The sequence below is a fragment of the Ruegeria sp. ABF4_144 genome, assembly GCF_056160045.1.
The window spans coordinates 1658082-1683981 of the sequence record NZ_JBSWWK010000001.1; the positions used below are offsets into that span (position 1 = coordinate 1658082).

At 56.1% G+C, this 25900-nt stretch carries 22 protein-coding genes and 3 tRNA genes; 9 read left to right on the forward strand and 16 right to left on the reverse strand.

Going from position 1 to position 25900, the window contains the following annotated elements:
• Position 1: 1 nt before the first annotated feature.
• From ACXAGD_RS08440 to ACXAGD_RS08455, 4 genes are all read right to left on the reverse strand, one after another.
• Complete coding sequence (locus ACXAGD_RS08440; protein WP_475209620.1) at positions 2–364, reverse strand: hypothetical protein; 363 nt, start codon at positions 362–364, stop codon at positions 2–4.
• Entirely contained in the window at positions 361–3219 is a 2859-nt protein-coding gene (gene uvrA, locus ACXAGD_RS08445; RefSeq protein WP_475209622.1) for an excinuclease ABC subunit UvrA, read from the reverse strand. Before uvrA ends, ACXAGD_RS08440 begins: the two co-directional genes overlap by 4 nt.
• Positions 3220–3396: 177 nt before the next feature.
• Positions 3397–3473 (reverse strand) — tRNA-Asp (locus ACXAGD_RS08450).
• 44 nt (positions 3474–3517) lie between these two features.
• Positions 3518–3594 (reverse strand) — tRNA-Asp (locus tag ACXAGD_RS08455).
• A 557-nt stretch (positions 3595–4151) separates the two neighbouring features.
• Here ACXAGD_RS08455 and ACXAGD_RS08460 point away from each other — a divergent pair.
• Both ACXAGD_RS08460 and ACXAGD_RS08465 read left to right on the forward strand, forming a co-directional pair.
• On the forward strand, positions 4152–6032 hold the full coding sequence (locus ACXAGD_RS08460; RefSeq protein WP_475209624.1) for a M10 family metallopeptidase C-terminal domain-containing protein: 1881 nt from the start codon (positions 4152–4154) through the stop codon (positions 6030–6032).
• 126 nt (positions 6033–6158) lie between these two features.
• A tRNA-Val gene (locus ACXAGD_RS08465) sits at positions 6159–6233 on the forward strand.
• A 726-nt stretch (positions 6234–6959) separates the two neighbouring features.
• On the opposite strand, the gene lon is transcribed toward ACXAGD_RS08465, so the two are convergent.
• The 4 genes from lon to ACXAGD_RS08485 all read right to left on the reverse strand — a co-directional run bounded on the left by lon (position 6960) and on the right by ACXAGD_RS08485 (position 12203).
• Complete coding sequence (lon, locus tag ACXAGD_RS08470) at positions 6960–9368, reverse strand: endopeptidase La (RefSeq protein ID WP_475209626.1); 2409 nt, start codon at positions 9366–9368, stop codon at positions 6960–6962.
• 223 nt (positions 9369–9591) lie between these two features.
• Positions 9592–10005 carry a DUF6636 domain-containing protein gene (locus ACXAGD_RS08475; protein ID WP_475209628.1) on the reverse strand — a complete coding sequence of 138 codons (414 nt, stop codon included), beginning with the start codon at positions 10003–10005 and terminating at the stop codon, positions 9592–9594.
• A gap of 91 nt (positions 10006–10096) precedes the next feature.
• Positions 10097–11227 carry a tRNA guanosine(34) transglycosylase Tgt gene (gene tgt / locus ACXAGD_RS08480; protein ID WP_475209630.1) on the reverse strand — a complete coding sequence of 377 codons (1131 nt, stop codon included), beginning with the start codon at positions 11225–11227 and terminating at the stop codon, positions 10097–10099.
• A 64-nt stretch (positions 11228–11291) separates the two neighbouring features.
• On the reverse strand, positions 11292–12203 hold the full coding sequence (locus ACXAGD_RS08485) for a nucleoside hydrolase (RefSeq protein ID WP_475209632.1): 912 nt from the start codon (positions 12201–12203) through the stop codon (positions 11292–11294).
• A gap of 184 nt (positions 12204–12387) precedes the next feature.
• Between ACXAGD_RS08485 and ACXAGD_RS08490 the strand changes: the two genes are divergently transcribed.
• From ACXAGD_RS08490 to ACXAGD_RS08500, 3 genes are all read left to right on the forward strand, one after another.
• A complete protein-coding gene (locus tag ACXAGD_RS08490) occupies positions 12388–13278 on the forward strand; it encodes an SPFH domain-containing protein (protein WP_475209635.1) in 891 nt (296 codons plus the stop codon).
• Positions 13278–13556, forward strand: a complete 279-nt coding sequence (locus ACXAGD_RS08495) for an NfeD family protein (RefSeq protein WP_475209637.1) — start codon at positions 13278–13280, stop codon at positions 13554–13556. Before ACXAGD_RS08490 ends, ACXAGD_RS08495 begins: the two co-directional genes overlap by 1 nt.
• Before the next feature lie 96 nt (positions 13557–13652).
• Positions 13653–14015, forward strand: coding sequence for an SUF system Fe-S cluster assembly protein (locus tag ACXAGD_RS08500; protein ID WP_475209640.1), 363 nt, complete (start codon positions 13653–13655; stop codon positions 14013–14015).
• A 227-nt stretch (positions 14016–14242) separates the two neighbouring features.
• Here ACXAGD_RS08500 and ACXAGD_RS08505 read toward each other — a convergent pair whose 3' ends face one another.
• Positions 14243–14569, reverse strand: coding sequence for a hypothetical protein (locus ACXAGD_RS08505; protein WP_475209641.1), 327 nt, complete (start codon positions 14567–14569; stop codon positions 14243–14245).
• Between the two features lie 180 nt (positions 14570–14749).
• On the opposite strand from ACXAGD_RS08505, the gene ACXAGD_RS08510 reads away from it, so the two are divergent.
• Positions 14750–15109: a HesB/IscA family protein gene (locus tag ACXAGD_RS08510; protein ID WP_475209644.1), complete on the forward strand. Its 360-nt coding sequence runs from the start codon at positions 14750–14752 to the stop codon at positions 15107–15109.
• Positions 15110–15111: 2 nt separating this feature from the next.
• Here ACXAGD_RS08510 and ACXAGD_RS08515 read toward each other — a convergent pair whose 3' ends face one another.
• Complete coding sequence (locus ACXAGD_RS08515) at positions 15112–16023, reverse strand: isopenicillin N synthase family dioxygenase (protein WP_475209647.1); 912 nt, start codon at positions 16021–16023, stop codon at positions 15112–15114.
• Between the two features lie 124 nt (positions 16024–16147).
• Between ACXAGD_RS08515 and tpiA the strand changes: the two genes are divergently transcribed.
• Positions 16148–16897, forward strand: a complete 750-nt coding sequence (gene tpiA / locus ACXAGD_RS08520; RefSeq protein WP_475209648.1) for a triose-phosphate isomerase — start codon at positions 16148–16150, stop codon at positions 16895–16897.
• A gap of 75 nt (positions 16898–16972) precedes the next feature.
• Entirely contained in the window at positions 16973–17872 is a 900-nt protein-coding gene (locus ACXAGD_RS08525) for an FkbM family methyltransferase (RefSeq protein ID WP_475209650.1), read from the forward strand.
• A 66-nt stretch (positions 17873–17938) separates the two neighbouring features.
• Here the strand turns inward: ACXAGD_RS08525 and ACXAGD_RS08530 are convergent, their stop codons facing one another.
• The gene (locus ACXAGD_RS08530) at positions 17939–18250 is read right to left on the reverse strand and encodes a DMT family transporter (protein ID WP_475209651.1); all 312 of its coding nucleotides are present in this window, start codon (positions 18248–18250) and stop codon (positions 17939–17941) included.
• 260 nt (positions 18251–18510) lie between these two features.
• On the opposite strand from ACXAGD_RS08530, the gene ACXAGD_RS08535 reads away from it, so the two are divergent.
• A complete protein-coding gene (locus tag ACXAGD_RS08535; protein WP_475209652.1) occupies positions 18511–19335 on the forward strand; it encodes a glycosyltransferase family protein in 825 nt (274 codons plus the stop codon).
• Positions 19336–19392: 57 nt separating this feature from the next.
• Here the strand turns inward: ACXAGD_RS08535 and ACXAGD_RS08540 are convergent, their stop codons facing one another.
• From ACXAGD_RS08540 to ACXAGD_RS08560, 5 genes are all read right to left on the reverse strand, one after another.
• Positions 19393–20769, reverse strand: a complete 1377-nt coding sequence (locus ACXAGD_RS08540; RefSeq protein ID WP_475209654.1) for a TRAP transporter large permease — start codon at positions 20767–20769, stop codon at positions 19393–19395.
• Positions 20769–21446, reverse strand: coding sequence for a TRAP transporter small permease (locus tag ACXAGD_RS08545; protein ID WP_475209656.1), 678 nt, complete (start codon positions 21444–21446; stop codon positions 20769–20771). Before ACXAGD_RS08545 ends, ACXAGD_RS08540 begins: the two co-directional genes overlap by 1 nt.
• A 112-nt stretch (positions 21447–21558) precedes the next feature.
• The gene (locus tag ACXAGD_RS08550; RefSeq protein WP_475209658.1) at positions 21559–22560 is read right to left on the reverse strand and encodes a DctP family TRAP transporter solute-binding subunit; all 1002 of its coding nucleotides are present in this window, start codon (positions 22558–22560) and stop codon (positions 21559–21561) included.
• Between the two features lie 372 nt (positions 22561–22932).
• A complete protein-coding gene (locus ACXAGD_RS08555; RefSeq protein ID WP_475209659.1) occupies positions 22933–24162 on the reverse strand; it encodes a sigma-54-dependent transcriptional regulator in 1230 nt (409 codons plus the stop codon).
• Positions 24159–25892 (reverse strand): sensor histidine kinase, encoded by a 1734-nt coding sequence (locus ACXAGD_RS08560; protein ID WP_475209661.1) that lies wholly within the window; start codon positions 25890–25892, stop codon positions 24159–24161. Before ACXAGD_RS08560 ends, ACXAGD_RS08555 begins: the two co-directional genes overlap by 4 nt.
• Positions 25893–25900: the final 8 nt, after the last annotated feature.

Sequence of the window (25900 nt, forward strand, 5' to 3'; positions counted from 1 at the left end):
CCTATGGTGTGACCATGATTTTGGGCGGCTTGACGTCGCCCGACAGAAATCGGTCACACCTGGCCAGTGCTTTGGCCAGTTTGACCGAACCATCATGATCGATGTTGGTATCGCGCCATTGACCAATCAAATGATCAATGTATGCGTCCACGGGCTGTACGCCGTTCCCCGGATACGCATTTACCCGAAGGGTTTTCGCCATCTCACGAAGCCTCAGGTTAAACTCAGGATCATCGGTTTCGATGACGGAAAACAAAGCACTGCACTCGCAATTAATCTGTGACAACGCGCACACACCGGCGTGCGAATAGGTGCCGAAGACCGCCAAACCTGTGATGAGCGCTATCTTCTGTGCAAGCCTCATTCAGCCGCTACTTTTTGACCATCCAGCATTTGTTTCAGATATCGGCCGGTATGACTGCGTTCGATTGCTGCCACATCCTCAGGCGTTCCTGTTGCCACGATCTCACCCCCGCCATCGCCGCCTTCGGGTCCAATATCGATGATATGGTCCGCAGTTTTCACGACGTCCAGATTGTGCTCAATCACAACAACGGTGTTTCCCTGATCGACCAATTCGTGCAGCACTTCCAACAGCTTACGCACATCTTCAAAATGCAGACCTGTAGTCGGCTCATCCAGAATATACAGCGTTCGCCCGGTTGAGCGTTTGGACAGTTCCTTGGACAGTTTTACACGCTGCGCCTCACCACCGGAAAGCGTGGTCGCCTGTTGGCCGACCTTAATATAGCCCAACCCAACCCGTGCCAAAGCGTCCATCTTATCACGGATCGACGGAACAGCCTTAAAGAACTCCTGCGCGTCTTCCACTGTCATATCAAGGACATCCGCGATGGACTTACCCTTGAATTTGATCTCCAGTGTCTCGCGGTTGTAGCGCGCACCCTTGCAGGTTTCACAGGTGACGTAGACGTCAGGCAAGAAGTGCATCTCGATCTTGATGACACCGTCACCCTGACAGGCCTCGCACCGTCCACCTTTGACGTTAAAGCTGAACCGCCCGGGTTTGTAACCGCGAGCCTTGGCCTCAGGCAAACCCGCAAACCAGTCGCGGATTGGGGTGAAAGCACCAGTGTAAGTCGCTGGATTCGAACGCGGAGTCCGCCCGATTGGGCGCTGGTCAATGTCGATGACCTTGTCCAGATGCTCTAACCCTTTGATCGTTTCACAGGGCGCTGGCGTCTGTCGCGCACCGTTTAGACGCATCGAGGCGGTCTTGAACAACGTTTCAATTGTCAGGGTAGACTTACCGCCACCTGAAACGCCGGTCACACAAACGAACTTACCCAGCGGGAAGTCAGCGGTGACGTTCTTGAGGTTGTTCCCGGTCGCCTTGACCACCGAGACCTTTTTCTTGTTCCCCTTGCGCCGTTTCGACGGAACCGTGATCTCGCGCGTACCCGACAGATACTGACCAGTCATCGAGGCCGCATCGGATGCAATCTGCTCGGGCGTGCCCTCGCTGACCACCTGCCCGCCATGTACACCAGCACCGGGGCCGATATCGAAGACATAGTCCGCTTCACGAATGGCTTCCTCGTCGTGCTCGACGACGATCACGGTATTGCCCTGATCGCGCAGGTTCTTGAGCGTGCCCAGAAGGCGGTCATTGTCTCGCTGGTGCAGACCGATCGAAGGTTCGTCCAGCACATACAGAACACCGGTCAGGCCCGAGCCGATCTGGCTGGCCAAACGAATCCGCTGGCTTTCACCGCCTGACAAAGTGCCACTTGAACGAGACAGTGTAAGGTATTCCAAACCCACATTATTCAGGAAGCCCAGCCGCTCGCGAATTTCTTTCAAGATCGCCCGCGCAATCTCGTTCTTCTGAACGCTTAGATGGTTTGGTGCGTCTTCCACCCAAGCAAGAGCCTCTTTGATCGACATCTGAACCACCTGGCCCACATGCAGGCCGGCGATCTTCACGGCCAGAGCTTCGGGACGCAAACGGTAGCCTTCGCAAGAGCCACAAGGGCGATTGTTCTGGTACCGCTCGAACTCTTCCCGAATCCACGCGCTGTCGGTCTCGCGATAGCGCCGTTCCATATTTGGAATCACGCCCTCAAAGCTGCGGGTGACCTGATACACCCGCCCACCTTCATCGTAGCGGAACTGGATTTCCTCATCGCCCGACCCACGCAGGAAGACTTGTTGAACCTTCGCGGGCAGGTCTTTCCAAGGCGTGTTCTTGTCAAACTCGTAGTGGCGCGCGATGGCCTCAATCGTTTGTAGGAAATATGGTGACTTGCCTTTTCGCCACGGGGCCAAGGCACCATCGTAGAGTTTCAGCGTCTGATCCGGCACCACAAGCCGTTCGTCAAAGAACAGCTCGACCCCCAGACCATCGCAATCCGGGCACGCCCCGAACGGTGCGTTGAAGGAAAACAACCGGGGCTCAATTTCAGGGATGGTGAAGCCACTGACCGGACAGGCAAAATTTTCGCTGAAGGTTATGCGCTCGGGATCACCTTCGCGCGGCGCGGTCTCCAGAACCGCGATGCCGTCTGCCAAATCCAAAGCAGTCCGCAGGCTGTCGGCCAAACGCGTTTCCATCCCTTCGCGTACGACCAGACGATCAACCACAACATCGATATCGTGGCGGAACTTTTTGTCCAACGTCGGCGGCTCGTCGAGTTCATAAAACTCGCCATCCACTTTCACACGCTGAAAGCCCTGTTTGCGCAGCTCAAGAAACTCTTTCTTATACTCGCCCTTCCGGTCGCGCACGATCGGCGCCAGAAGGTAACCCCGCGTGCCCTCCTCCATCGTCATAATGCGGTCGACCATGTCTTGCACCTGCTGCGCCTCAATCGGCTGGCCGGTGGCAGGGCTATAGGGTGTTCCTGCACGGGCAAAGAGCAGACGCAGATAGTCATAAATCTCAGTAACCGTACCGACGGTCGAGCGCGGATTTTTCGATGTGGTTTTCTGTTCGATTGAAATCGCCGGAGACAAGCCGCTGATGTGATCCACATCAGGCTTTTCCATCATGTCGAGGAACTGACGCGCATAAGCCGACAGGCTTTCGACATAGCGGCGCTGCCCCTCGGCATAAATCGTATCGAAGGCCAACGAAGACTTACCCGAGCCAGACAGCCCGGTGATCACAACCAACTGATCGCGCGGGATATCCACGTCGATTCCCTTGAGGTTATGTTCGCGCGCACCGCGCACCTCGATATTCTTCAGCTCAGCCATTTTGGCCCCCAACACACAAGTGTCTTAGAAATAGGCGAGCCACACCGAGTCTCCAACAGAAAAGTTAGAACAAAGTGTGAACTAACAGATTATTGCCGACATCTCCTGACATCGAAACCCAGATCCGATGCGTGCCCCTGCGAAGGGGGTATATTTTCATCGATATCGGAAGGGAAATGGCGCGGTTGACGGGGCTCGAACCCGCGACCCCCGGCGTGACAGGCCGGTACTCTAACCAACTGAGCTACAACCGCGCATCTATTTCATGGCCTTTGTCCTGGACCAAGGATGGCAGCGATGGCGCGGTTGACGGGGCTCGAACCCGCGACCCCCGGCGTGACAGGCCGGTACTCTAACCAACTGAGCTACAACCGCCCGCTGCCCGTTCGTTGCTGAACGTTGGGGTGTATTATGGCCACGCCCCGACATCGTCAAGCGGCGTTTTGAAGTTTTTTTTCAGATCGCAAAAATTGTTCACTTCCACAGGAACCCATCCCTTGCCAAGCGGGCTCTTCACGCGCTGATCGGATATCCGGAATTGTTCGGATTGAGTGCAGGTATCCCCTCGGGAAAACACTCTGCCAAAATTCTAGAGATTCGCCGCTGACCGAGTCAGCAGAATACACGTATAAGATGTATGATTTCCAATAATTTGGACATAATGACCAATAGAACCACTCTCGCTCGCAACGTCACCCTGAGCGCCCTGTCCGGTCGCCATTTTTCAGCCACATTGCGTGTGCAAGAGACGACACAACGAACCGAAACCCAATAATTTCGGACTATCGACTTGCACCTGCAAGTTTCGAAGTGAAAGTATCCGAGGAAAAAACAGGCTCCGATTTCAAGGGGTCAAAAAGAAGGCTACCACAGTTTAGGACAGCGCATTTTGGCTGCCCTCTGGTTGTGGTGTGAAAGATGGAAGTAGGAAAATGTCAGAAGCAATTATATATTCGCCAGGCGCCAGCCCAACCGGGCATGAATATGTAGACGGAATTATTTGGGGATCGTCTTGGAACTTAGCCTCGCCGATCGGTAGTCCCCCCGGCATCATCACGTACTCCTTCGCGGATAGTTCCGTAGATGGTTTCGTGAACATGTACGAATACGAAAAGCAGGCCTTCCGCCAAGCCCTGGCCATCATCGAGACCTTCATCCCGATTGATTTTGTCGAAGTTGGCTTCCTCGCGCCTCAGGGAACGCCCTATTACGAGAATATCTCTTGGGGTGTTGTGCATTCAGATACCATCGACGGAAGCTTGGGCTTTCATCAGGTCCCCGGCGACGACGGCCTCTTTGAGCAAGGCTTTAACATCCCAACACTGTTCGGACTGTTCGCCTACAACACTCCTCTGTTCAGTCAGGAAGCGCTGGCTATGGGCGGTGAAGGGTTTGCAACCATCGTGCATGAAATTCTGCACGGTCTCGGCCTGGCTCACCCGCATGACGAAGGTGGAAGCTCGACCATTTTCGACGGTGTGACTGAACCGTTCGGCGACTATGGCACCGATGGTCAAAACCAGGCCGTCTACACGATCATGTCTTATAACTCGGGCTATGCATCAAATGTTCCTGTCACGGACTACACCTATGGTCAGGCAGCGGGACCGATGGCTCTGGACATCGCCGCTTTGCAGGCCATCTATGGCACGGTCGCACACGCAACCGGTAACAACATTTACCAGATCAAAGGCGTAAATGGCGCTGGCACGTTTTGGCAGGCCATCTGGGACACCGGAGGAAACGACTCGATTTCCGCTGTTGGTGTCTGGCGCGATGTGTACATCAACCTCAACGATGCCGACCTTGAAGGCAGCGACGCGGGCGGTCAAATCTCATCCGCAACTGGCATTGCTGGCGGGTTCACCATTGCCAATACGGTGGTCATCGAAAACGCGTTCGGCGGTTACGGAAATGACTGGTTGGTTGGCAACGAATTCAACAACTACCTCGGCGGTGGCGTTGGCAATGACACCCTTTCCGCCGCTGCTGGCAACGACTGGATTTTCGGCGGCGCGGGCAATGACACGATTACCGGCGGCAAAGGCAATGACACCTTGGCGGGCGACAATGGCAACGACTGGTTTGTAAACAAGGACGACGACGGCAACGACACGATCAACGGTGGTCAGGGCTGGGACTGGTTGCAGTATTCGGGCTCCAATGGTGTCACCCTGAACCTGTCCAATTCCGGTGTGCAGAACACCGGCTATGGCTTTGACACCATCCTGAACATCGGACACGTCATCGGTTCGGGTCAGAGCGACGTGATCACCGGCGACGAACTGATCAACTATCTGGTGGGCAATGCCGGCGACGACGTTCTGGACGGTGGAATCAAAGACGACGTTCTGAGGGGCGGCGCTGGCAGTGACACCGTAATCGGTGGTCGTGGCTGGGATACGCTTTACGGTGGCAAAGGTAATGACATCATAGTCGGCGGCATCGGGCGCGACGACATGACCGGTGGTGCCGACAATGACACCTTCGTCTTCAACTCGACAGACGATGGCTCGGCCATCCGTCAGAACGCCGATCTGATCCGTGACTTCACACGCGGAGAGGACAAGATCGACCTTAGCGCCATCGACGCCAGCACTGTTCTGGACGGCGACGACGCTTTTGTCTTCAACGGTCAGACGCCCGCCACAACTTCGGATCAGGGCGAAATCTACTACGTTCACAGTGACCTTGAAGGATCTCTGTATGACAGAACCTTCGTCTATGTGGACACGGACGGCGACGAAGAGCCCGAGATGATGATCAAACTCGTCGGCTTGCATGATCTGACGGCAGACGATTTCATCCTGTAAGAACAATCTTCAAGGCAACAGGCAGCAGGTTTCTGCTGCCTGTTTTTTTTGTGCTAACAATTCCTAAAAATCGCGCGTTTGGCGCTCTTGCAAGCCAGCAGAACTCTCTTTATTAGGCGTGTTCACGGGTGATTAGCTCAGTGGTAGAGCGCTTCGTTCACATCGAAGATGTCAGGAGTTCAAATCTCTTATCACCCACCATTCTCTCTCCGATTTTCGCGTTGCAGATATCAGGTTTTCTTAGTTGCAGATGCCTTTTGACAGAGGCAATTCAAGGAAGGCGCATGCCGCAGACACTTCACGCAATTTCTGTGGTGAAGTGATCTGATTTGGCACCAGGTAGCGCGACCTTTTCTTGGAGTGCCCCGGGATGAAAACCAATGTAGTGATTTTTCTTTGGTTTTTTTGGTATCAGTAATCGCTACGAAAACAACTTCGATGATCACTAGCGCCGCAACAGGTGCGCTCATGTCTAACCCGGCCTATGCCGATTTCATAGATGCACGATGGTAGGTCACCGGCTTCACAGGCGACGCGTGGTTCGTCGACGTGCAGAGCGCTATTAGCCAGAATCAGACCTCCTATCGTGGGCGTGCCGAGGGCGTGTTCTACAGTTGCAATTACGAGGGGCAATCCGCGACTTACACTCGGAATAAAAAAAAACTTTTTTACCAACCCGGAAATCGAACTGTTCTTACCAGAGCGCGAGACGATGACCCGGAAAAGTGAGGTGCAATTTGTCTACTGGATCACCTGCGAGGGTGACGGTAAGCCATCTCAGCGGCGCGTGATGTATCCGTTCGTCACGAGTGAAATTCGCAAGTCCGCTTGGTATCTTTTGAAGGCGGGGTTTTCTCTCTCACCACGCGCTAAACAAGCGACCAATGAGAAACGAAAAAGGCGGGGTCTCCCCCGCCTTTGTGCTGTTTAGTGTGCTGTAGCGGATCGCCCGGCATCTTCGGCCGCCTTGGCCGCTGCTGCCGCGGCCTCTTCCGCCGCTTCATCCCACTCAATCGGTTCGGGCTCGCTGATCAGCGCGTGTTTCAACACTTCCGAGACATGCGTGACCGGGATGATCTCCAACCCTTCTTTCACGTTGTCCGGAATCTCGGCCAGATCCTTTTCGTTTTCTTCCGGGATCAGAACCGTCTTGATGCCACCACGCAGGGCCGCCAGCAGTTTCTCTTTCAAACCGCCAATCGGCATCGCGTTGCCGCGCAGAGAAACCTCACCGGTCATCGCGATATCCTTGCGCACCGGAATTCCGGTCAGCACCGACACGATCGAGGTCACCATAGCCAGACCGGCCGACGGGCCATCCTTGGGCGTCGCCCCATCCGGTACGTGGACGTGGATATCCAGCGTATCGAATTTCGGCGGCTTCACCCCGATCTGAGGCGAAATTGACCGTACATAAGACGAGGCCGCGTCGATGGATTCCTTCATCACATCGCCCAGCTTACCGGTCGTCTTCATCCGGCCCTTACCGGGCAGTTTCAGCGCCTCGATATGCAACAGGTCGCCGCCAACAGATGTCCAGGCCAGACCGGTGACAACACCGACCTGGTCGTCCTGTTCGGCCAGACCATAACGGTATTTCGGCACGCCCAGGAACTCATCGAGATTGTCGGGCGTAACAGTGACCTCTTCCGCCTCTTTCTTGATGATCTTGGTCAGCGACTTCCGCGCCACCTTGGCGATTTCACGTTCGAGGTTCCGCACGCCCGCTTCGCGTGTGTACGTGCGGATCATCTTCTGCAGCGCCTCATCGGTCAGTTCAAATTCCTTGGCCTTGAGACCATGGTTTTTGACCTGCTTGCTGATCAGATGCTGCTTGGCGATCTCGCTCTTTTCCTCTTCGGTGTAACCGGCCAGCGGGATGATCTCCATCCGGTCCAGCAGAGGGCCAGGCATGTTGTAGCTGTTCGACGTTGTCAGGAACATCACGTTGGACAGGTCATATTCGACCTCAAGGTAGTGGTCCATGAACGTGCTGTTCTGTTCCGGGTCCAACACTTCCAGCATCGCCGAGGCCGGGTCACCACGGAAGTCCTGCCCCATCTTGTCGATCTCGTCGAGCAGGATGAGGGGGTTCGTGGTTTTCGCCTTTTTCAGCGCCTGAATGATCTTGCCGGGCATCGACCCGATATAAGTTCGACGGTGGCCCCTGATTTCGGATTCGTCGCGCACGCCACCCAACGAGATGCGAATGAACTCGCGACCCGTGGCTTTGGCAACTGACTTACCCAGCGAGGTTTTACCCACACCCGGAGGGCCAACAAGGCACAGGATCGGGCCTTTCAGCTTTTTCGAACGCTGCTGAACCGCAAGGTATTCAACGATCCGTTCCTTGACCTTCTCAAGGCCATAGTGATCGTCATCCAGAATTTCCTGCGCCCGGCCCAGATCCTTTTTGACGCGGGATTTGGTGCCCCACGGCAGCGACAGGATCCAGTCCAGATAGTTGCGCACAACAGTGGCTTCAGCCGACATCGGGCTCATGTTGCGCAGCTTCTTCAGCTCACCTTCTGCCTTTTCACGCGCTTCTTTCGACAGCTTGGTCTCATTGATCTTGGCTTCCAGCTCGGCGACTTCGTTCGAGCCGTCCTCACCATCGCCAAGTTCCTTCTGAATGGCCTTCATCTGCTCATTCAGATAATACTCGCGCTGCGTCTTCTCCATCTGGGATTTGACGCGGGTTTTGATCTTTTTCTCGACCTGCAGAACGGACATTTCGCCCTGCATCAGGCCATAGACCTTCTCAAGCCGCTCGCTGACTGAGAGCGTTTCCAGCAGTTCCTGCTTTTGCTCTACCTCAATGCCCAGATGGCCTGACACAAGGTCGGCCAACTTAGCAGGCTCGGTGGTTTCACCGACGGCTGTCAGAGCTTCTTCGGGGATGTTCTTGCGGACTTTGGCATAGCGCTCGAACTCATCCGCGACAGTGCGCAGCAGCGCTTCGGTCGTGGTAACATCGCCCGGGATTTCGGTCAGATACTCAGCCCGGGCTTCGAAAAACTCTTCGTTTTCAAGAAATTCGGTGATCTGCACACGCGCCTGTCCTTCGACCAGCACCTTTACGGTGCCGTCGGGCAGCTTCAGTAATTGCAGAACATTGGCCAGAACGCCCGAGCGGTAAATACCGTCAATGGCCGGATCATCATCACCGGGGTCAATCTGGCTGGACAGCAGAATCTGCTTGTCGTCCTGCATCACTTCTTCCAATGCGCGGACGGATTTTTCCCGACCCACGAACAGCGGCACGATCATGTGTGGGAACACCACGATATCGCGCAGCGGAAGTACGGGGTATGAGGAATTCAGAGGCTCTTGCATGCTCAATCCTTATCGTTGGCAAGATGGCTCCGGTCCCTGAATAAGGCAACGCTCGGCCATCTCCTGTCTTGGACGATAAAGGTGGGGCCTCATCGCCCTTTTTCAACCTTATCGCCATGTATCGCATTTCAGAATGACCCGAGGTTTTCCGGACTGCAAGGCGTCCGGTGTACATATCCACTGAATTTAACAAAACACGCCCCAAGGGTTGAAAAAGCGCGCGCTAGAACACCCTTTGGAACGCGCGGGACAGGAAAAAGCCGTGACCATCCTGATTTTTGCACTCCAGACCCTTTTTCGAGGAATGGCATGTGAACCCACCGAATTCTCCGGTCACGCCATATTCGGCCCTGCTGAACCCGTCGCGATGTCGGTTGAGCGGTTGGCACAGCATTTCAACGGATCCTTTGTTCAGCATGAAAAAATCGTGCCCCCAGTCCGATTGACAGCCCGCAGGGCGCGGCAAGGCTGGCTCGCCGCGACGTTCAATAATCGTGCAGTAAATGTCGGATCCGTTTACCCCTTCACCAACCGAGCACTGGATGTTTTCGGACGGAGTTTCAAACGTCCAGACATCCGCTTGCGAGACTGACGCCAAGAAACCGAAAAAGGCTGCGAGAAGCATAAAACGAGGCATTAGAACCCCCAATACAAAACCTGAAACTGACTTGAATAATCTAAAGCCAGACTAACAAGACATCCGCGTTTTGTCACCAAGGGTCCACTTGTCAGAGGGGTTCAATATCACCCTGCGCTCGCTGCGCATGGAACTCTGCCTGCCATGCCTCGAAAGTACCATCAGCAATGGCGTCACGCATTCCCTGCATGATTTCCTGAAAGTAATGCAGGTTGTGCCAAGTCAGCAGCATGCCCGAGATCATCTCGTTCGAGCGGAATACATGGTGCAGATAGGCACGGGAATAATTCGAACAGGCAGGGCATGTGCACTGCTCGTCCAGCGGGCGCGGATCATCGGCGTGCCGGGCATTTTTGATGTTTACGACCCCATGCCGAGTGAACACCTGCCCTGTGCGGCCCGAACGTGAGGGCAGCACGCAATCCATCATGTCGATACCCCGCGCAACAGCGCCCACGATATCGTCGGGTTTGCCAACACCCATCAGATAACGCGGCCTGTCGACCGGCAGGAAATCGGGGGCGTAGTCGAGGCAGTCGAACATGGCCTCCTGCCCTTCGCCCACGGCCAGACCGCCAACGGCATAACCTTCGAACCCGATCTGCTTGAGCGCCTCAGCGCTTTCCTCCCGCAGGTCCGGTTCCAAACCGCCCTGCATGATTCCAAATAGCGCGTGGCCCGGGCGATCTCCGAACGCTTCCCGAGACCGCTCAGCCCAACGCATCGACAGGCGCATCGACTCGGCGATGCGATCCCGATCCGCTGGCAAAGCCGGGCATTCGTCGAAACACATTACAATGTCGGACCCCAACAGGCGTTGAATCTCCATCGACCGCTCAGGTGTCAATTCATGCTTGGACCCATCGACGTGGGATTTGAACGTCACGCCCTTTTCAGTCAGCTTGCGCAACCCGGCCAGCGACATGACCTGAAACCCGCCCGAATCCGTCAGGATCGGACGATCCCAATTCATGAACTTGTGCAGCCCACCCAGCCGGTCGATCCGCTCTGCTGTGGGACGCAACATCAGATGATAGGTGTTGCCCAGCAGGATATCCGCTCCGGTCGCGCGCACGCTTTCCGGCATCATCGCCTTAACTGTCGCTGCGGTACCCACGGGCATAAACGCAGGCGTCCGCACCTCTCCGCGCGGCGTGTTGATCACGCCGGTTCTGGCCTTGCCGTCGGTGGCCTTAAGGTCAAAGGAAAAACGCTCGGTCATAGGGGTGCCTCGGGGTCGCTGAACCGGGTGGGATGTGCCCGATCTGCCCAGCCATTGCAACCCGTCAGGGCAGTGATGCCACGCGCTCGGTAAACAGATGTACGACCCCTGCCCCGTCGACATCCCGGCACACGCGGACCGCAGGGCGCGACGGATCGGGGCGCGTGGCGCCGATCTCTGGCCCTTCAGTCACCACTCTCAGCCCTGTTTCGACCGTCTTGAACATCGGTTCGTGCGTGCAGGCGATCACCGCGGTTGAATCGTGCAACCCGCACCCTTCGAGCCCGCCGACCTCTTTGTAGAAATTCAGATAGAACTTGGAGATATCGCGAAGAAACCCACCCATATCCTTGGACCGCCTGGCGAGCGCTTCGAAGTCGGCTGTTTCGTAGAGGGTTTTCAACGTCACATCCAGCCCCACCAATACAGTCTCTGGTGGCATGGCAAAGACGATATCTGCCGCCCTGGCGTCGTGATAGATGTTGGCTTCAGCATGGGGGTTCACATTGCCGGGACAATAGACCGCGCCACCCATGACAACCAAGCGCCCGATATTTCGCGCAAATTCAGGGTCCAACTTCATGGCCAGGGCGATATTGGTCAATGGACCAACCGCACAGACGACCAGATCACCCTTATGGCGGCGCGCGGAATCAACCAGAAATTCGGCCGCCGACACGTCGTGGTTTGAGCCGATGTCGGGGATTTCAGTAATATCCCCAAACCCTTCCGGGCCATGCACGTGCTCAGAAGGTGCATGATCACTCTGGCCCAACGCGTACGGAGCCCCCTCGGCCACCGGCGCGTCCAGACCGAGTTTATTCAGCAAAAACCGCGCATTGCGGCTGGATTGATGCACATGGGTGTTGCCAAAGACTGTTGTCAGCCCAATCAGATCAATTTCGGGTGCTGCAGCGGCATAGGCAATCGCCATGGCATCGTCGATGCCGGGGTCTGTATCGATGATCAATTTCATCCCTGCCCGATACCGCAAACACCTTGGGATGCAAAGCGGTCACAATCCAATTTTTCCGGCCCGCATCGACAACTTCAGAGATTTGCATCCACGCCCATACACCCCATACCAGAGTTGAAATCGGGCGACTCAATCCCCACATGTATACTATAGTACACAATAAAAGAGGACAGAAATGATAGGCATGAATGAAGACCAGATCTTTGGATTGTTGACGTCAAACATCATTTACGTGTTGGCAGCAGTGTTGCTCATCGTTGTGACATTCAAAGGCATCAAAATCGTTCCCCAATCCGAGAAATACGTGGTCGAACGGTTCGGACGCTTGCACTCGGTGCTTGGCCCCGGAATCAACTTTATTGTTCCTTTTCTTGATGTTGCACGGCACAAGATATCCATTCTTGAACGCCAGTTGCCCAATGCGACACAGGACGCGATCACCAAGGACAACGTGCTGGTGCAGATCGACACCTCGGTGTTTTACCGCATTCTCGAACCTGAAAAGACAGTGTATCGTATTCGTGACGTAGACGGTGCGATTGCAACAACTGTTGCTGGTATCGTTCGGGCGGAAATCGGTAAAATGGATCTGGATGAGGTCCAATCGAACCGCGCGCAATTGATCACCCGCATCCAAGAAAGCGTCGAAACCGCTGTGGATGACTGGGGGATCGAAGTGACCCGTGCCGAGATTCTGGACGTAAATCTGGATCAAGCGACTCGCGACGCGATGTTGCAGCAGCTGAACGCTGAACGCGCCCGCCGCGCACAGGTGACCGAGGCCGAGGGCCAGAAACGCGCCGTCGAGTTGAACGCTGACGCCGAACTGTATGCCGCCGAGCAAACCGCAAAAGCCCGCCGCATTCAGGCCGAAGCGGAGGCGTATGCAACCGGCGTGGTTGCCAAGGCCATTCAGGACAATGGCATCGAAGCCGCGCAGTATCAGGTTGCCCTGAAGCAGGTTGAGTCGCTGAATGCGCTGGGTAAAGGAAACGGCTCGCAAACCATTGTTGTGCCCGCTAACGCGTTAGAGGCCTTCGGTGATGCCTTCAAGATGCTGAGAGGTGGAAAGTAATGGCTGATCCCTTCTGGTTGACCTGGTGGATCTGGCTGGCCGCTGCGCTGGCGCTTGGGATCCTCGAGACGGTTCTGCCCGGATTTATCTTTCTGGGCTTTGCCATCGGTGCGGCCATCACGGGATTGCTGCTGATTATTCCGGGGATGGCTCCCTCGCTGCCCGTTTTGCTGCTGATCTTCGCAGCATTGTCCCTGATCGCATGGCTTGTGCTGCGACGCGTATACTCCCTGCCCCATGGTCAGGTGAAAACCTTCCGGCACGACATCAACGACTAGGACCTGCTGGCGCCCCCTTGGGGGCGTCATTGCACCTCTGGACGCTGCCACAGGCTTTCCCTATATAATTGCTCAGGAACCAGACCCGAGGCACGAATGACTCATCCGAGTGAACATCTGGAAGGCACACCCCTGATTGCGCCTTCGTCCATTGAGCATCCCCTTTATGACGCCGTGGTAGAAGCCTGCCGTACGGTCTTTGACCCTGAAATCCCGGTGAATATCTACGATCTGGGATTGATCTACACGATCGACATCACGCAGGAAAACGCGGTGAAAGTGATCATGACCCTGACAGCGCCCGGTTGCCCGGTGGCCGGCGAGATGCCCGGCTGGATCGTCGAAGCAATCGAACCCGTTGCGGGCGTCAAAGAAGTTGACGTCGAACTGACATGGGAGCCGCCCTGGGGTATGGAAATGATGTCGGACGAAGCGCGCCTGGAGCTTGGCTTCATGTAAGCTAGTCGAAATAAGTCTTTGTCGCAAAAGATTTATTTTTCTGTCATCATCCTGTCTGAAAACCGTTACCTAGTCTGCGAATAGTCCCGGCGTGCTTGCACTTGCATCCCATCGAGTGCACGACACGCGCCGGGTTGAATTACACGTCCCCCATAGTCCCCGGCCGGACGACCTGAATAAGAGACCGCTCTTGCCCGAGAGCGGTCTTTTCTCATTATATTAAGGGATTACTGGACGCCGCACTTAGATTTGATCTCGGCAGCTCTTTGATCCAATGCTTTGACGTAATCGCCGGACAACATGGACAATCTTTTGTTTTCGGTGCCCGTAACCAACCCCAACAAGGCACCCGCTGGCGTCAGGGCCGCAACACTTTCAACCTGCTGATCCTGCGCGTGCTTTTTCTCGGCCGCGATCGCACGCAAATCGCCTTCGGCTGTGGCGCAATTGACCGGATGTACTTTTTGCTCGGTATCGGCCCAAGCAACACCTGCTGCTGCCGCAAGAATTAACGCCAAAACTATGTTTTTATGCACAAATTTATACGATTTCATCTTTTCTCACCTTATCTCAACCTGTCTGAAAACCCGTGCGCTCAGCTAAGTTCACCTGATTTCAAAAGGCAAGCATCATTGCCCGTGCGGAAGAAAACTTAGGTAAGCAGCGCTGCTATGTCTTGAGCCATTGCCCTGTCGGCACTAAATTAAATGCTACGCGCGATAACGGAGATCACAATGTTCGGCATTCCCGGCAAACAGGCCGTGACCATGACGCCCAAAGCGGCAGAGCAGATTGTCCGCCTGATGAAATCAGGTGGTCACGCGGGTCTGCGCATTGGCGTCAAGAAAGGCGGCTGCGCTGGCATGGAATATACCATGGACTACGTTGATCAGGCCGATCCCAACGACGAGGTAGTCGAACAGGACGGCGCTCGGGTCATAATTGCACCGATGGCACAGATGTTCCTGTTTGGGACCGAGATCGATTATGAAGTCTCGCTGTTGGAATCCGGTTTCAAATTTCGCAATCCGAACGTTGTTGATGCCTGCGGCTGCGGCGAGTCGATCAAGTTCGACGAAGGGCTGACGCCCTAATCCTAAGATGCCTGAAGGTGGACGTAGGTCTCATTGAACCGGCGGGTCAGATGCTCGCCGGCGCGAATACTCTGGCCTGAATTTGGTGGTGCAACATCGGCATCGTAAGACGGATTGAAAAACAGTGGTACAGACAATCGCTCGTCCGCGCTGCCAACCACGCGGTGCAAAGTGGCCTTGACCTGCCCTGCTGTCCAGAACTCCAACATCTCACCGAAATTGATGATGAAGATCCCGGGCGCAGCTTCGACCTTTGCCCAAGTTTGGTCGGGCATCCGCACCTCAAGCCCCGAAGTGCCGTCGGTCGCCAGCAAAGTCAGGCAGCCGTAATCCGTATGCGCGCCAATGCCAAAGTCGCGATCTCCGGCCCAGTCCGGGCGTTGCGGGTAATAATTGCCCCGCAGCAGGGCCATCGGTGTATCAAACGCGTTGTCAAAGCTGTTCTCGGCGCGCCCCAGCGCCACCGCAATTGCGCGCAGAACCCGCATCGCCACCGCGCAGGCGTCTGTGTAGTAAGCCTGGATCGTATCCTTGAACGCAGGCGGATGATCCGGCCACCGGTTTGGCGCATACACACCCAGATCTGCTGCGGAATACGGGCTGTTCGCAGGCAATTCATAGCCGCAGTCGAACACCTCTTTGAAATCGGGATTTGCCTCAGGGTCAACTTGCTCGGACCGCGACGCGCCCCAGCCCCGATTGGCCCCGGTCAAAGCCATGTCCACCCGTTTTTTCTGGGCCTCAGGCAGGTGAAAGAACGCTCGATACAGGTCCAGAACGTGACGCACACGCTCACCGTTCAACCCAGTGTTCGAGACGGTCAAAAAACCTACCTCACCCACCGCGCGCAGTAACTTGCCAAGTTCGGCAGGGTCACGTTGGTCCAGCTTGGTAAGATCAAGATTGTCGATCATAGGTCTGCTCCATTCTGCGCGCGGAAACTGCCGTTTTGCGGTCTGTTCTGCAACCGGAATTGTCAGGCCGGACTGGCGGTGCTATCCGGTCTGAAGAACACTGATACTTAAGGGAGATTGGGACATGCGGCGTAAGCTGGCGGCTGGCAATTGGAAAATGAACGGAACCACAGCAGCGTTGAACGAATTGGAGGCTCTGGCCCGCGCATTTCCCTCTCCGGGCGTAGACGTTCTGATCTGCCCTCCTGCCACCTTGCTGCACCGCGCGGCTGAGACCGTACGTGACACGGGAATCAATGTCGGAGGGCAGGATTGCCATGCAGCGACGTCGGGCGCGCATACCGGCGATATCAGTGCAGAGATGCTGGTCGACGCCGGTGCGAACGCGGTCATTCTGGGCCACTCCGAACGGCGCGAGGATCACGGCGAACAGAACGAAGACGTTCGCTCTAAGGCCCGCGCTGCCATGGATGCCGGGCTGAAGGCGATTATCTGCGTAGGTGAAAGCCTGGAACAGCGCGAGGCGGCCAATACACTGGACATCATCGGTGGCCAGATGTCGGGTTCGATCCCTGACCAGTCGACCGGTGAGAATTTGATCGTCGCTTACGAACCGATCTGGGCCATCGGCACCGGCAAGGTTCCCACGCTGAACGAAATCGGAGAGGTGCACGACTTTATCCGTGCCCGCCTGGAGCGGCGTTTCGGTGAAGGCGTCGGCCGCTCGGTGCGTCTGCTATATGGCGGCTCAGTCAAACCTTCCAACGCGACCGACATTTTCGGGGTGTCTAATGTGGATGGTGCATTGGTCGGCGGTGCCAGCCTAAAGGCTGAAGATTTTTCCAGCATCGTCTCAGCGCTGGAGACCGCCTGAGCGTTTTATTACTGAATTCACCCGGATGGAAAAGAAGAGGTTGAATTAGCGCGCCCTTTCAACAAACACTCGCGCGTGGAAAAATACACTGGACAAAATCCAACTGGTCTACGTCCGGGCACTCATGAAGAAACACCCACACTTGCCGATCTAAGGAACATTATGGAAAGCAATCAGCGCAACCCGAGCAAGACCTCGATCCTCAAGCAACTTGGCGATACCGGGTTCCCTATTGAATGCGTATTGGATGTTGGCATTCACTTTGGAACTCATGAATTGATGCGCGCCTTTCCTGAGAAAAAGCACTATTTGTTTGAGCCGATTGAAGAACACTTCGAGTCTATCGAAGAGGTATATAACAAGTCGGGTATTGATTTTGATCTGAACAAGGTCGCGGTTTCCAACACTGACGGGACTGCGGAACTGACGGTATCCACCGTTTTGGACGGCCACGAAGTCACGCATGCAAGATTCGCCGAAGGCGAACTACCTAAAGAAACGCTGCGCACAGTTCCAACGCTTAAACTGGATACCTTTGTTGCCAATCAGGCGCCGGCATCCCCGTTCCTGTTGAAAATCGATGTCGACGGTGCCGAAGAAATGATACTCGAAGGCGCGCAGGAAGCACTAGAAAGCTGCTCAATTCTGATCATCGAGGCCACGCGTGACCGCCTTTTCGATCGAATGCAAATGGCCAAAGATGCTGGCTTTGAACTGCTCGATATCATCGACTTTTGCTACTATGACGGCTTCCTGGCGCAAGTCGACCTGGTATTTGTAAACCCGAAATACGCCCCTCCTGCGCTGACTGATCTTTTCAAAGGTGGCTTCACTATCGAGAAGTGGCACAACTACGCGCCCCGTAGCAAAAAGCCTTCGATCCTCAAACAGGTACAGGTTGCCGCGACTGCTCCTCAGAAGGACGATGAACCAAAACAAAAGCGCGGCTTGTCTCGTCTATTCCGAAAACGATAAAAACCGGGCAATTAGGCAATAATGCGGGCCGGCGCCAGTTTTTTTGGCTTCCGGCCCGTTCTGAATTCAAGCCAGCTTCATCGCAACAAGCCCTGATACGATCAGGATAGCGGCACCAATTCTCAACGGTGTCAGCGCTTCTCCCAGAAACATCGCGCCGACCAAAAACGCACCAACCGCGCCGATACCGGTCCAAATCACGTAAGCCGTTCCAAGCGGCAGCGTGCGCATTGCAAGCGCCAGCAAACCGAATGAACCAATCATGGACACCCCCATGATGGCCGTTGGCCACAACCGTGTAAAACCGGCCGATTGCTTCATGGCAACGGCCCACACGATTTCAAGCAAGCCCGCGAATAACAGAAAAATCCAAGACATCAGAACACCTCAATCAGGTTCGGGTCGTCCCGAATGATCACCCATTGTGGGGAGGTCGTCCTCTGACACTTAGCTAAGAAGTTGCGCACACCATTCAAGGGCACAGCTTCTTTTGCCTAAAAACAATTACAAATCCGTAATATTTCGGTTACGTGCCGGTCATATTAGCGCCCCAACTTCTACTTCAAGGAAGCTTAAAAAGGGGCGCATGGATGACTTCCCTGCCCTTATGCCCTGAAAGGCCGCACAAGGAGCCCGGGATGACAGACGGCACCGTAAATTCATCCAAGATCTGCATCCTCTGTATGAAATGGGGCACCGCATTTGGCGTCGAATACGTCAACACGCTGTACCGCGCCGTGCGTGATAACCTGGGCATAGATCACGATTTCATTTGCATCACCGACAACGAAGACGGTCTCGATCCCGGCGTAATTTGCCGCTCTCTCAACTTTCTTCAACCGGATTGGCCCGCCTGGCAAAACGGGCGGTGGCCTAAGTTGCAGATGTTCGATCACGAGATTGTCGGAGGCTATGACGCCGTCCTGTTCCTTGATCTGGACCTGATTGTAACGGGCGACCTTCAGCCCTTAGTGGACGTTGTCCGGAACCAGGGCGGGTTGTTTCTGATGCCCAAGTTCCGCGGGTTCGTCTGGCGTACGATCCCGGCGGCGGTCTGGGATCGGATGCCCGCCGCCATGAACAAGGTCACGCGGGGCAATTCGTCGATTGTTGGGTTTGTCCCGTCGGAACAGTTTCACCTGTATGAGGACTTCAACGGAGCCCCGGATCTGGTTCAGTATGATAACGACCAGAACTACATCTCGGCCCTGGCGTATGACCGCAAGTGTTATCCCAAGGGTTGGTGCATTGGGATTCATCACCTGATCCCCTACTGGCCCTTTGGACTGATTTTCAGGCGGTACCAGAGAATCCCTCAGCGTTCGCGAATCGTGATCTTCAACGGCCGCCCAAAACCTGAGGAACTGGTTGGAAATGACGTCGGCCACTGGGGATATGGCCGCCGCCGCGCGTTCGGAGCGGTCGGCTGGGTTCAGCATTATTTACAAAAATACAGCACCTGAACGAAGTAAGCCGGGCCCTAGCTTGGACCCGGCTTAACCTTTGGTTGTTGCAACCCGTTAGTTGGTCACGATTTCTGGCCCCATGAAGGTGTTGGGCAGGAAGGTCGATATCCACGGGATGTATGTCACCATAATCAGGAAGACGAACAGCACAGCCAGGAACGGCAGCGCCGCCTTTACGACCTTCATCATCGGCATCCCGGCCACACCCGAGGTCACGAAGAGGTTCAGACCGACCGGAGGCGTGATCATCCCGATTTCCATATTCACCACCATGATGATGCCCAGATGGATCGGGTCAATGCCCAGTTCGATTGCAATTGGGAACACCAGCGGCGCGACGATCACCAACAGGCCCGAGGGCTCCATGAACTGACCACCAATCAGCAGGATAACATTAACCACGATAAGGAAGGTCACCGGACCCAGGCCCGCCGACAGCATCGCGTTGGCGATATGTTGCGGCACCTGTTCGTCTGTCAGCACATGTTTGAGGATCAGCGCGTTGGCGATCACGAACAGCAGCGTGACGGTCAGCTTACCGGCTTCGAACAGAGTGTGTTTGGTGTCCGGGTGGAAGAACGCTGTGAGCAAGGCATAGGGCTTTTTCAACAGCGGAACATTCTTCTCGCCATCTTCGGTGCTGAGCGGCCCCATATCCTTGTAGACAAAGCAGGCGATGAAGAAGGCATAGACGGCAGCCACCGCAGCGGCCTCGGTCGGGGTAAAGATACCACCATAGATACCGCCCAGAATGATGACGATCAGGAACAGGCCCCAACCAGCTTCGCGCGCCGAGGTGAAGACTTCGCCCCAGCCCTTCCATTCACCTTTCGGCAGGTTCTTGACCTTGGCCATGACATAGATGGTGATCATCAGCATCAGACCCGCCATCAGGCCCGGAATGACACCGGCCAGGAACATGCGCCCGACCGAGACCTCAACGGCTGCGGCATACACAACCATCACGATGGACGGCGGGATAAGGATGCCAAGCGTACCGGCGTTACAGATCACGCCGGCGGCGAATTCCTTGGAGTATCCAACCTGACGCATCCCGGCGATTACGATCGAACCGATGGCCACAACCGTCGCAGGGGACGACCCAGACAGCGCCGCGAACAGCATACAGGCGAAGACACCCGCAATTGCCAGACCGCCCGGCAAGTGCCCCACACAGGCAATCGAGAACCGGATGATCCGCCGCGCCACGCCGCCCGTCGTCATGAAGGACGAGGCCAGAATGAAGAACGGGATCGCCAACAGGGTAAAGTGCCCTTCGAACGCTTCGAACAGCGTGCCCGCGACCGAAGCCAGCGAACTGTCAGAATAGATCAGCAGGAACAGGGTCGAGCTGAGCCCCAGAGCCACCGCAATCGGAACACCGATCAACAGCAGGCCGATGACCATCGAAAAAAGAAGTACTACGTCCATCAGTCATGCTCTCCTTGCTGAGCGCGCACTTCTTCGATCTCATCTTCGACTTCGTGGCTTGCAACGATACGGTCAGTTTCACCGCGCCAGATTTGCACGGCGACCTGCACAAAGCGGATCACCAGCAGCAGCATCGACAGAGGCAGGATGAAATAAGGAACAACCTTTGGCAGTTTTTCGTAGTATTCGCCGTAGTTGATCATGTCTTCCAGGAACCGCAGCGGCGCGACCATGGGGATGTCGTCAACCTCATAGAAACTCTGGCTACGGGCATCGAAATTGAACCCAGTTGGGAACCACCTGCCCGAAGTGGGCGGAAGGTCGGCGAACACAGCCCAGTAGTCATACGCGCCCTTAAGCATCAGGAGCGAAAACACCAAACAGCAACCTACAGCGATCAGCGCCAAAATCCGGCGCGGCGCCGGGGACAGCATGTTCAGGATTGCATCCACGCCCAGATGCGCGTGTTTCTTGACCGCATAAGATGCGCCCAACAACACAAGCCAGCCGAAGGTGAACACAGTCAGTTCAAGCGCCCACAGGATATTGGAATTGAATACGAACCGCGCGATCACGTTGGCAAAGGTCACGGCCGTCATCAGGCCCAGCAGCAACGCGATCAGGGTTTCTTCGATATGGTCGACCAGCCCGCCTTGGCCGGGTTTCGCACCAGACATCTTTTTGTCCCCGCATTTTTTGTGATGAGAGTGATTGGGGCGGGCCCTTCACGGCCCGCCCGGCCTGCGCGTCCTATACTCCCCAGTCCCGAACGCGCGGCCTGTACCGAGATCAGAACCCGGCGTTGATGGCCTGAGCGGCGTCGATCTTGTCTTGCCCAACGTCGTCGGCGAATTTGTCCCAAACGGGCTTCATCGCATCGACCCATGCCTGACGCTGTTCAGGGTTCAGGTCACGGATGATACCGCCTGCGTCTGTGATCGAGGCTTTGGCCGCTTCGTTCACCGCAAAGGCTTCTTTGTTCCGGGTCTCGGTCACTTCGGCCAGGATCGTCAGGAACTGGTCACGCACTTCCGGATCCAGGCTATCCAGCCAGTCCACCGAGGTCACGACAAGGTAGTCGATAATGCCGTGGTTGGTCTCGGTGATGCCGTCCTGAACCTCAAAGAACTTCTTGCCGTAGATATTCGACCAGGTGTTCTCCTGTCCGTCCACAACACCCTGTTGCAGCGCGCCGTAGACTTCCGAGAACGCCATTTTCTGCGGGCTACCACCGATGGCTTCCATCTGTGCCACCAGCACATCCGAGGACTGAACGCGGAACTTCAGGCCATCCGCATCCGACGGATCAACCAGCGGCTTGTTCGCCGACATCTGCTTCATGCCGTTGTGCCAGAAGGCCAGCCCCTGCAGGCCGCGGCGCTGCATGCTGTCTTTCATGGCCTGGCCGTCAGCTGACGCCTGGAAAGCGTCTACAGCTTCGATGTTTTTGAACATGAACGGCAGGTCGAACAGGCGAAACTGCTTGGTGAATTTTTCGAACTTCGACAGCGAAGGCGCGGCCAGTTGCACGTCGCCCTGCAGCATCGCCTCAAGCACTTTGTCGTCGTTGTACAGCGTGGAGTTCGGATAAACCTCCATGCACATCACGCCGTTCATCTCGTCGTTCACGCGCTGCTCCAGCAACGATGCCGCGATGCCCTTGGGGTGCTTGTCCGAGTTCGTCACATGCGCAAACTTCACGACGATTTCGCCGTCTTCGCAAGCGGCCATGCCTGCTGTTGCGGTTACGGTCAGCGCAACTGCCGTTGCTGCCGTTGTAAGGAATTTCATCAGTCTTTTCCTCCCAGACTTACTTATTCGTCAAATGGGCACCTGTTTGACGCCCTGTGTGGCGAAGTGAACCGAATCAGAGGTTGCGGCTCAACTTTTTGTTGCGCCTCCGGCCGTCTGGGATTTTTTTTCATAAAAACAGTCCATTAAAAGGAGCATGTTAGGCTCTTCTTTTTAGCGCCACCCACCCTTGTGCGAGATTTCGCACATACCTTGCGCCCGTTGTGCGGATTTCCGCACTCTTCTCGAATCATTTCTTAAGAATCAGGTCATTGAAACTGCGCGCCACCTGCGGCCTGCATCAGCGGGCTGCCCGGCCCAACGCCTTTAACCGTATGATAATGCGGTCAAAGGGGGCGGGAGCGGTTCGGATCACCTGCGGTAGTCTTCGGGGCGAATCTGATACCGGGCCAGTTTATCATAGAATGTCTTGCGCGGCAGTTTCAGCGCTTTCGCCGCGTCCGAGGCCTTGCCGTTATGCCGCCCCAAGGCCGCGATCAGTAATGAGCGCTCTACGCGCGCCATCTGCTCACTCAGGCCCAGATCAGTAGCCTGTGCGACCTCTTCCGGCATCCCCAGCACAAACCGCATGGCCGCCGACATCAACGACCGCGCATTCCCTGGCCAATCACTGGCCATCAATGAGGCCAAATGATCCGACGAAATCTCAGGCTCCGGAATGCCTGCCTGCTCGGCGGCCTGCGCCACGTAGTGGCGAAAAATAACTGGAATGTCCTCGGGCCGCTCGGCCAAGGATGGGATACGCACGCGCATCACATCCAGTCGATAGAACAGGTCCGCATGAAACCGCCCCTCTGCCGATAGGGTAGCCAGATCAGCTGTTGTGCCTGCCAAAATACGCGCGCCGATACCTTGCTCAACCGCTTCCAACGCGGCGTATTGCGTGGCCTCGGGCATTGCTGAGATCTCGTCCAGAAACAAAGAACCCCCGGCTGCGTCCTCACAGACTTGCACCAGCGCATCAGGCGTCAAACCGGACGAGGGACGCTTTACAAACGGGCCCTGCCCTTGTGGCGACATCAGGTGCACGACCTCAGCCACTTTGGAAATTCCACTGCCCGCAGGACCAGTGACCAGAACTTCGGCCCCGGTGGGTGCAACGCTGCGCACTCGCTCTCTCAAGGCCTCGGCTTGCGGCGACAGCCCGAACAGCAGGCGCGCGGCGGGGTCACCGCGTTCCAACTCATGTTTTACGGCGCGCTGTTCCAATATTTGTATACGGGCGGCGAACGCCTTACCCAAAACCTCAAGCAGGTCGGCGGCGGCACAGGGCTTTTCAAGGAAGTCGAACGCACCCTGCCCCATAGCACGGACGGCCATCGGGATATCACCTTCACCGGTCAACAGGACTACGGGCAAATCCGGGTCAATCTCATGCGCGTAGGTCAGCAGATGAAACCCGTCTCGCCCCGGCATCCGAATGTCCGAGACGATCACGCCGGGAAAATCGGCACGGATGTGATCCTTGGCAGCCACGAATGATCCCGCGGTGACCGGAGCGTATTCTGCCAGCTCCAGCGTCTGCGCCAGCGCCTCGCGCACGGCGGCATCATCATCGACCAATAAAACCTTGCGCGTCATGCCACCTCATCTTCCCGGAAGTACTCTAGTTCAACAGTGAACGTCGCGCCGGTTTGCGCGTTGGCACCGCGGATATTCCCACCGAAACTTTGAACCAGACCATACGAGATCGAAAGACCCAACCCCATCCCCTCGGACGATCCAACCGCCTTGGTCGAGTAGAAGGGTTCAAACAATTTCTCGGTATTTTCGATGCCCGGCCCGATATCGCGCACCGTAACGGTCAGCCTGTCTCCGGTTTCAATCGCAATGCGGATCAGCCGTTCGTCTTGCTGGCTCATCGCATCCGCGGCGTTGTTGATAAGGTTGACAAAGACCTGCACCAGCCGCACTTCACCACCCCAGGCATAGACAGGCCCGTCAGGTGCTTGCCAATCCATCTTCACCCCTTCGGCTCGCAGCCGGGCCTCGGTCAGCTCCACGGCGGTGTCTATTACCTGCACCAGATCAACCTTGCCCATCGGTTCGCTTTCATTGCGGGCAAAGGCGCGCAGGTTCTTGATGATCCGCGCCATCCGGGCGGCCATGTCGGAAATGCGCGTCAGGTTCTCAGCCGCTTTTTCTTCGCGCCCCCGCGACAGGAAGGCTGCCCCATTATCGGCAAACTGACGGATCGCCATCAGAGGTTGGTTCAACTCGTGGCTTATGCCTGCAGACATTTGCCCCAAAGCACTGAGTTTACCGGCCTGAATCAGCTCCTCCTGCGCGTGTTTCAGCGCTGTCTCTGCCTCCTGTCGCTCATACACCTCTCGGCGCAAAGCGGTGTTTGCGGCGGTCAAGGCACGTGTGCGTTGTGCAACGCGGCTTTCCAGCACCGCATTAGCCTCGGCCAAAGTACGCCTGCGCTCGGTCGCCAGAAACAGCAATGCCCCAAAGGCCAGACAGATCGCCGCAACAGTTGCCGCCTGTAGCCCGGCCAAACGACGTGCAGGGGCAACATCGACCAGCACCTCGGCGGTCATATCGATCACCGGCAAATCCAGCATCAGGTGCAAAGCGCGGCTGGGCAGGTACCGGCCCCAATTCAGCCTCCACAACTCATGCGGCCCGACCCGGGTCGCGGCGAAATCGACCGCGCCCCCGTCAGGTGGTGTCAGCCCCTGTTGTCCGTCGGCGCGATGCCAGAACAACAGATCAGACCGGTTTGAGATAAAGACCACCCCTTCCCCGTCGATAAAGAACACCGCTTCGGTACTGCCGCGCCATGTCTGTTCCACATCCTGCACGTCCGCCACAACCATCAGCGCGCCTTCAACCCGGCCCGAGGCGTCAAACGCCGGGGCTACGTAAGAATAGATCCGGCTGCCGCTGATCGGCAGGACGCCATGCGCGTTTCCCAAGGCCCCTTGCAGTGCACGCTGAAAGGCAGGGTGCGCAGCCATGTTGCTTTGTTCGACCGGCTGTGCCGAGACCAGAACCTGACCGCTCCGGTCCAGATACATCATGTTCACGGCTGCGGTCTTGTCCGCGACGTCCAGCAATATCGCACGGGCGGTTCGTTGTTGTGCCTCTGTTTCAAGCGTTCGCAAGGCCGGATGGTTTGCCATCAGGACAGCCAGCTCCTGATAGACCTGCATTTGGGTGCTCAGTCGGTCGGCGGCCAGTTCAAGGTCGGCCTCGGCCTTTTCGCTCAGCTGCGACAACGCTTGCCGATAGCCATAAGACCATACTCCGGCGGACAACAGCCCGACGGCACACAGAAATCCAAGGATTACCCAAACCCGTTGCATGGTATAGG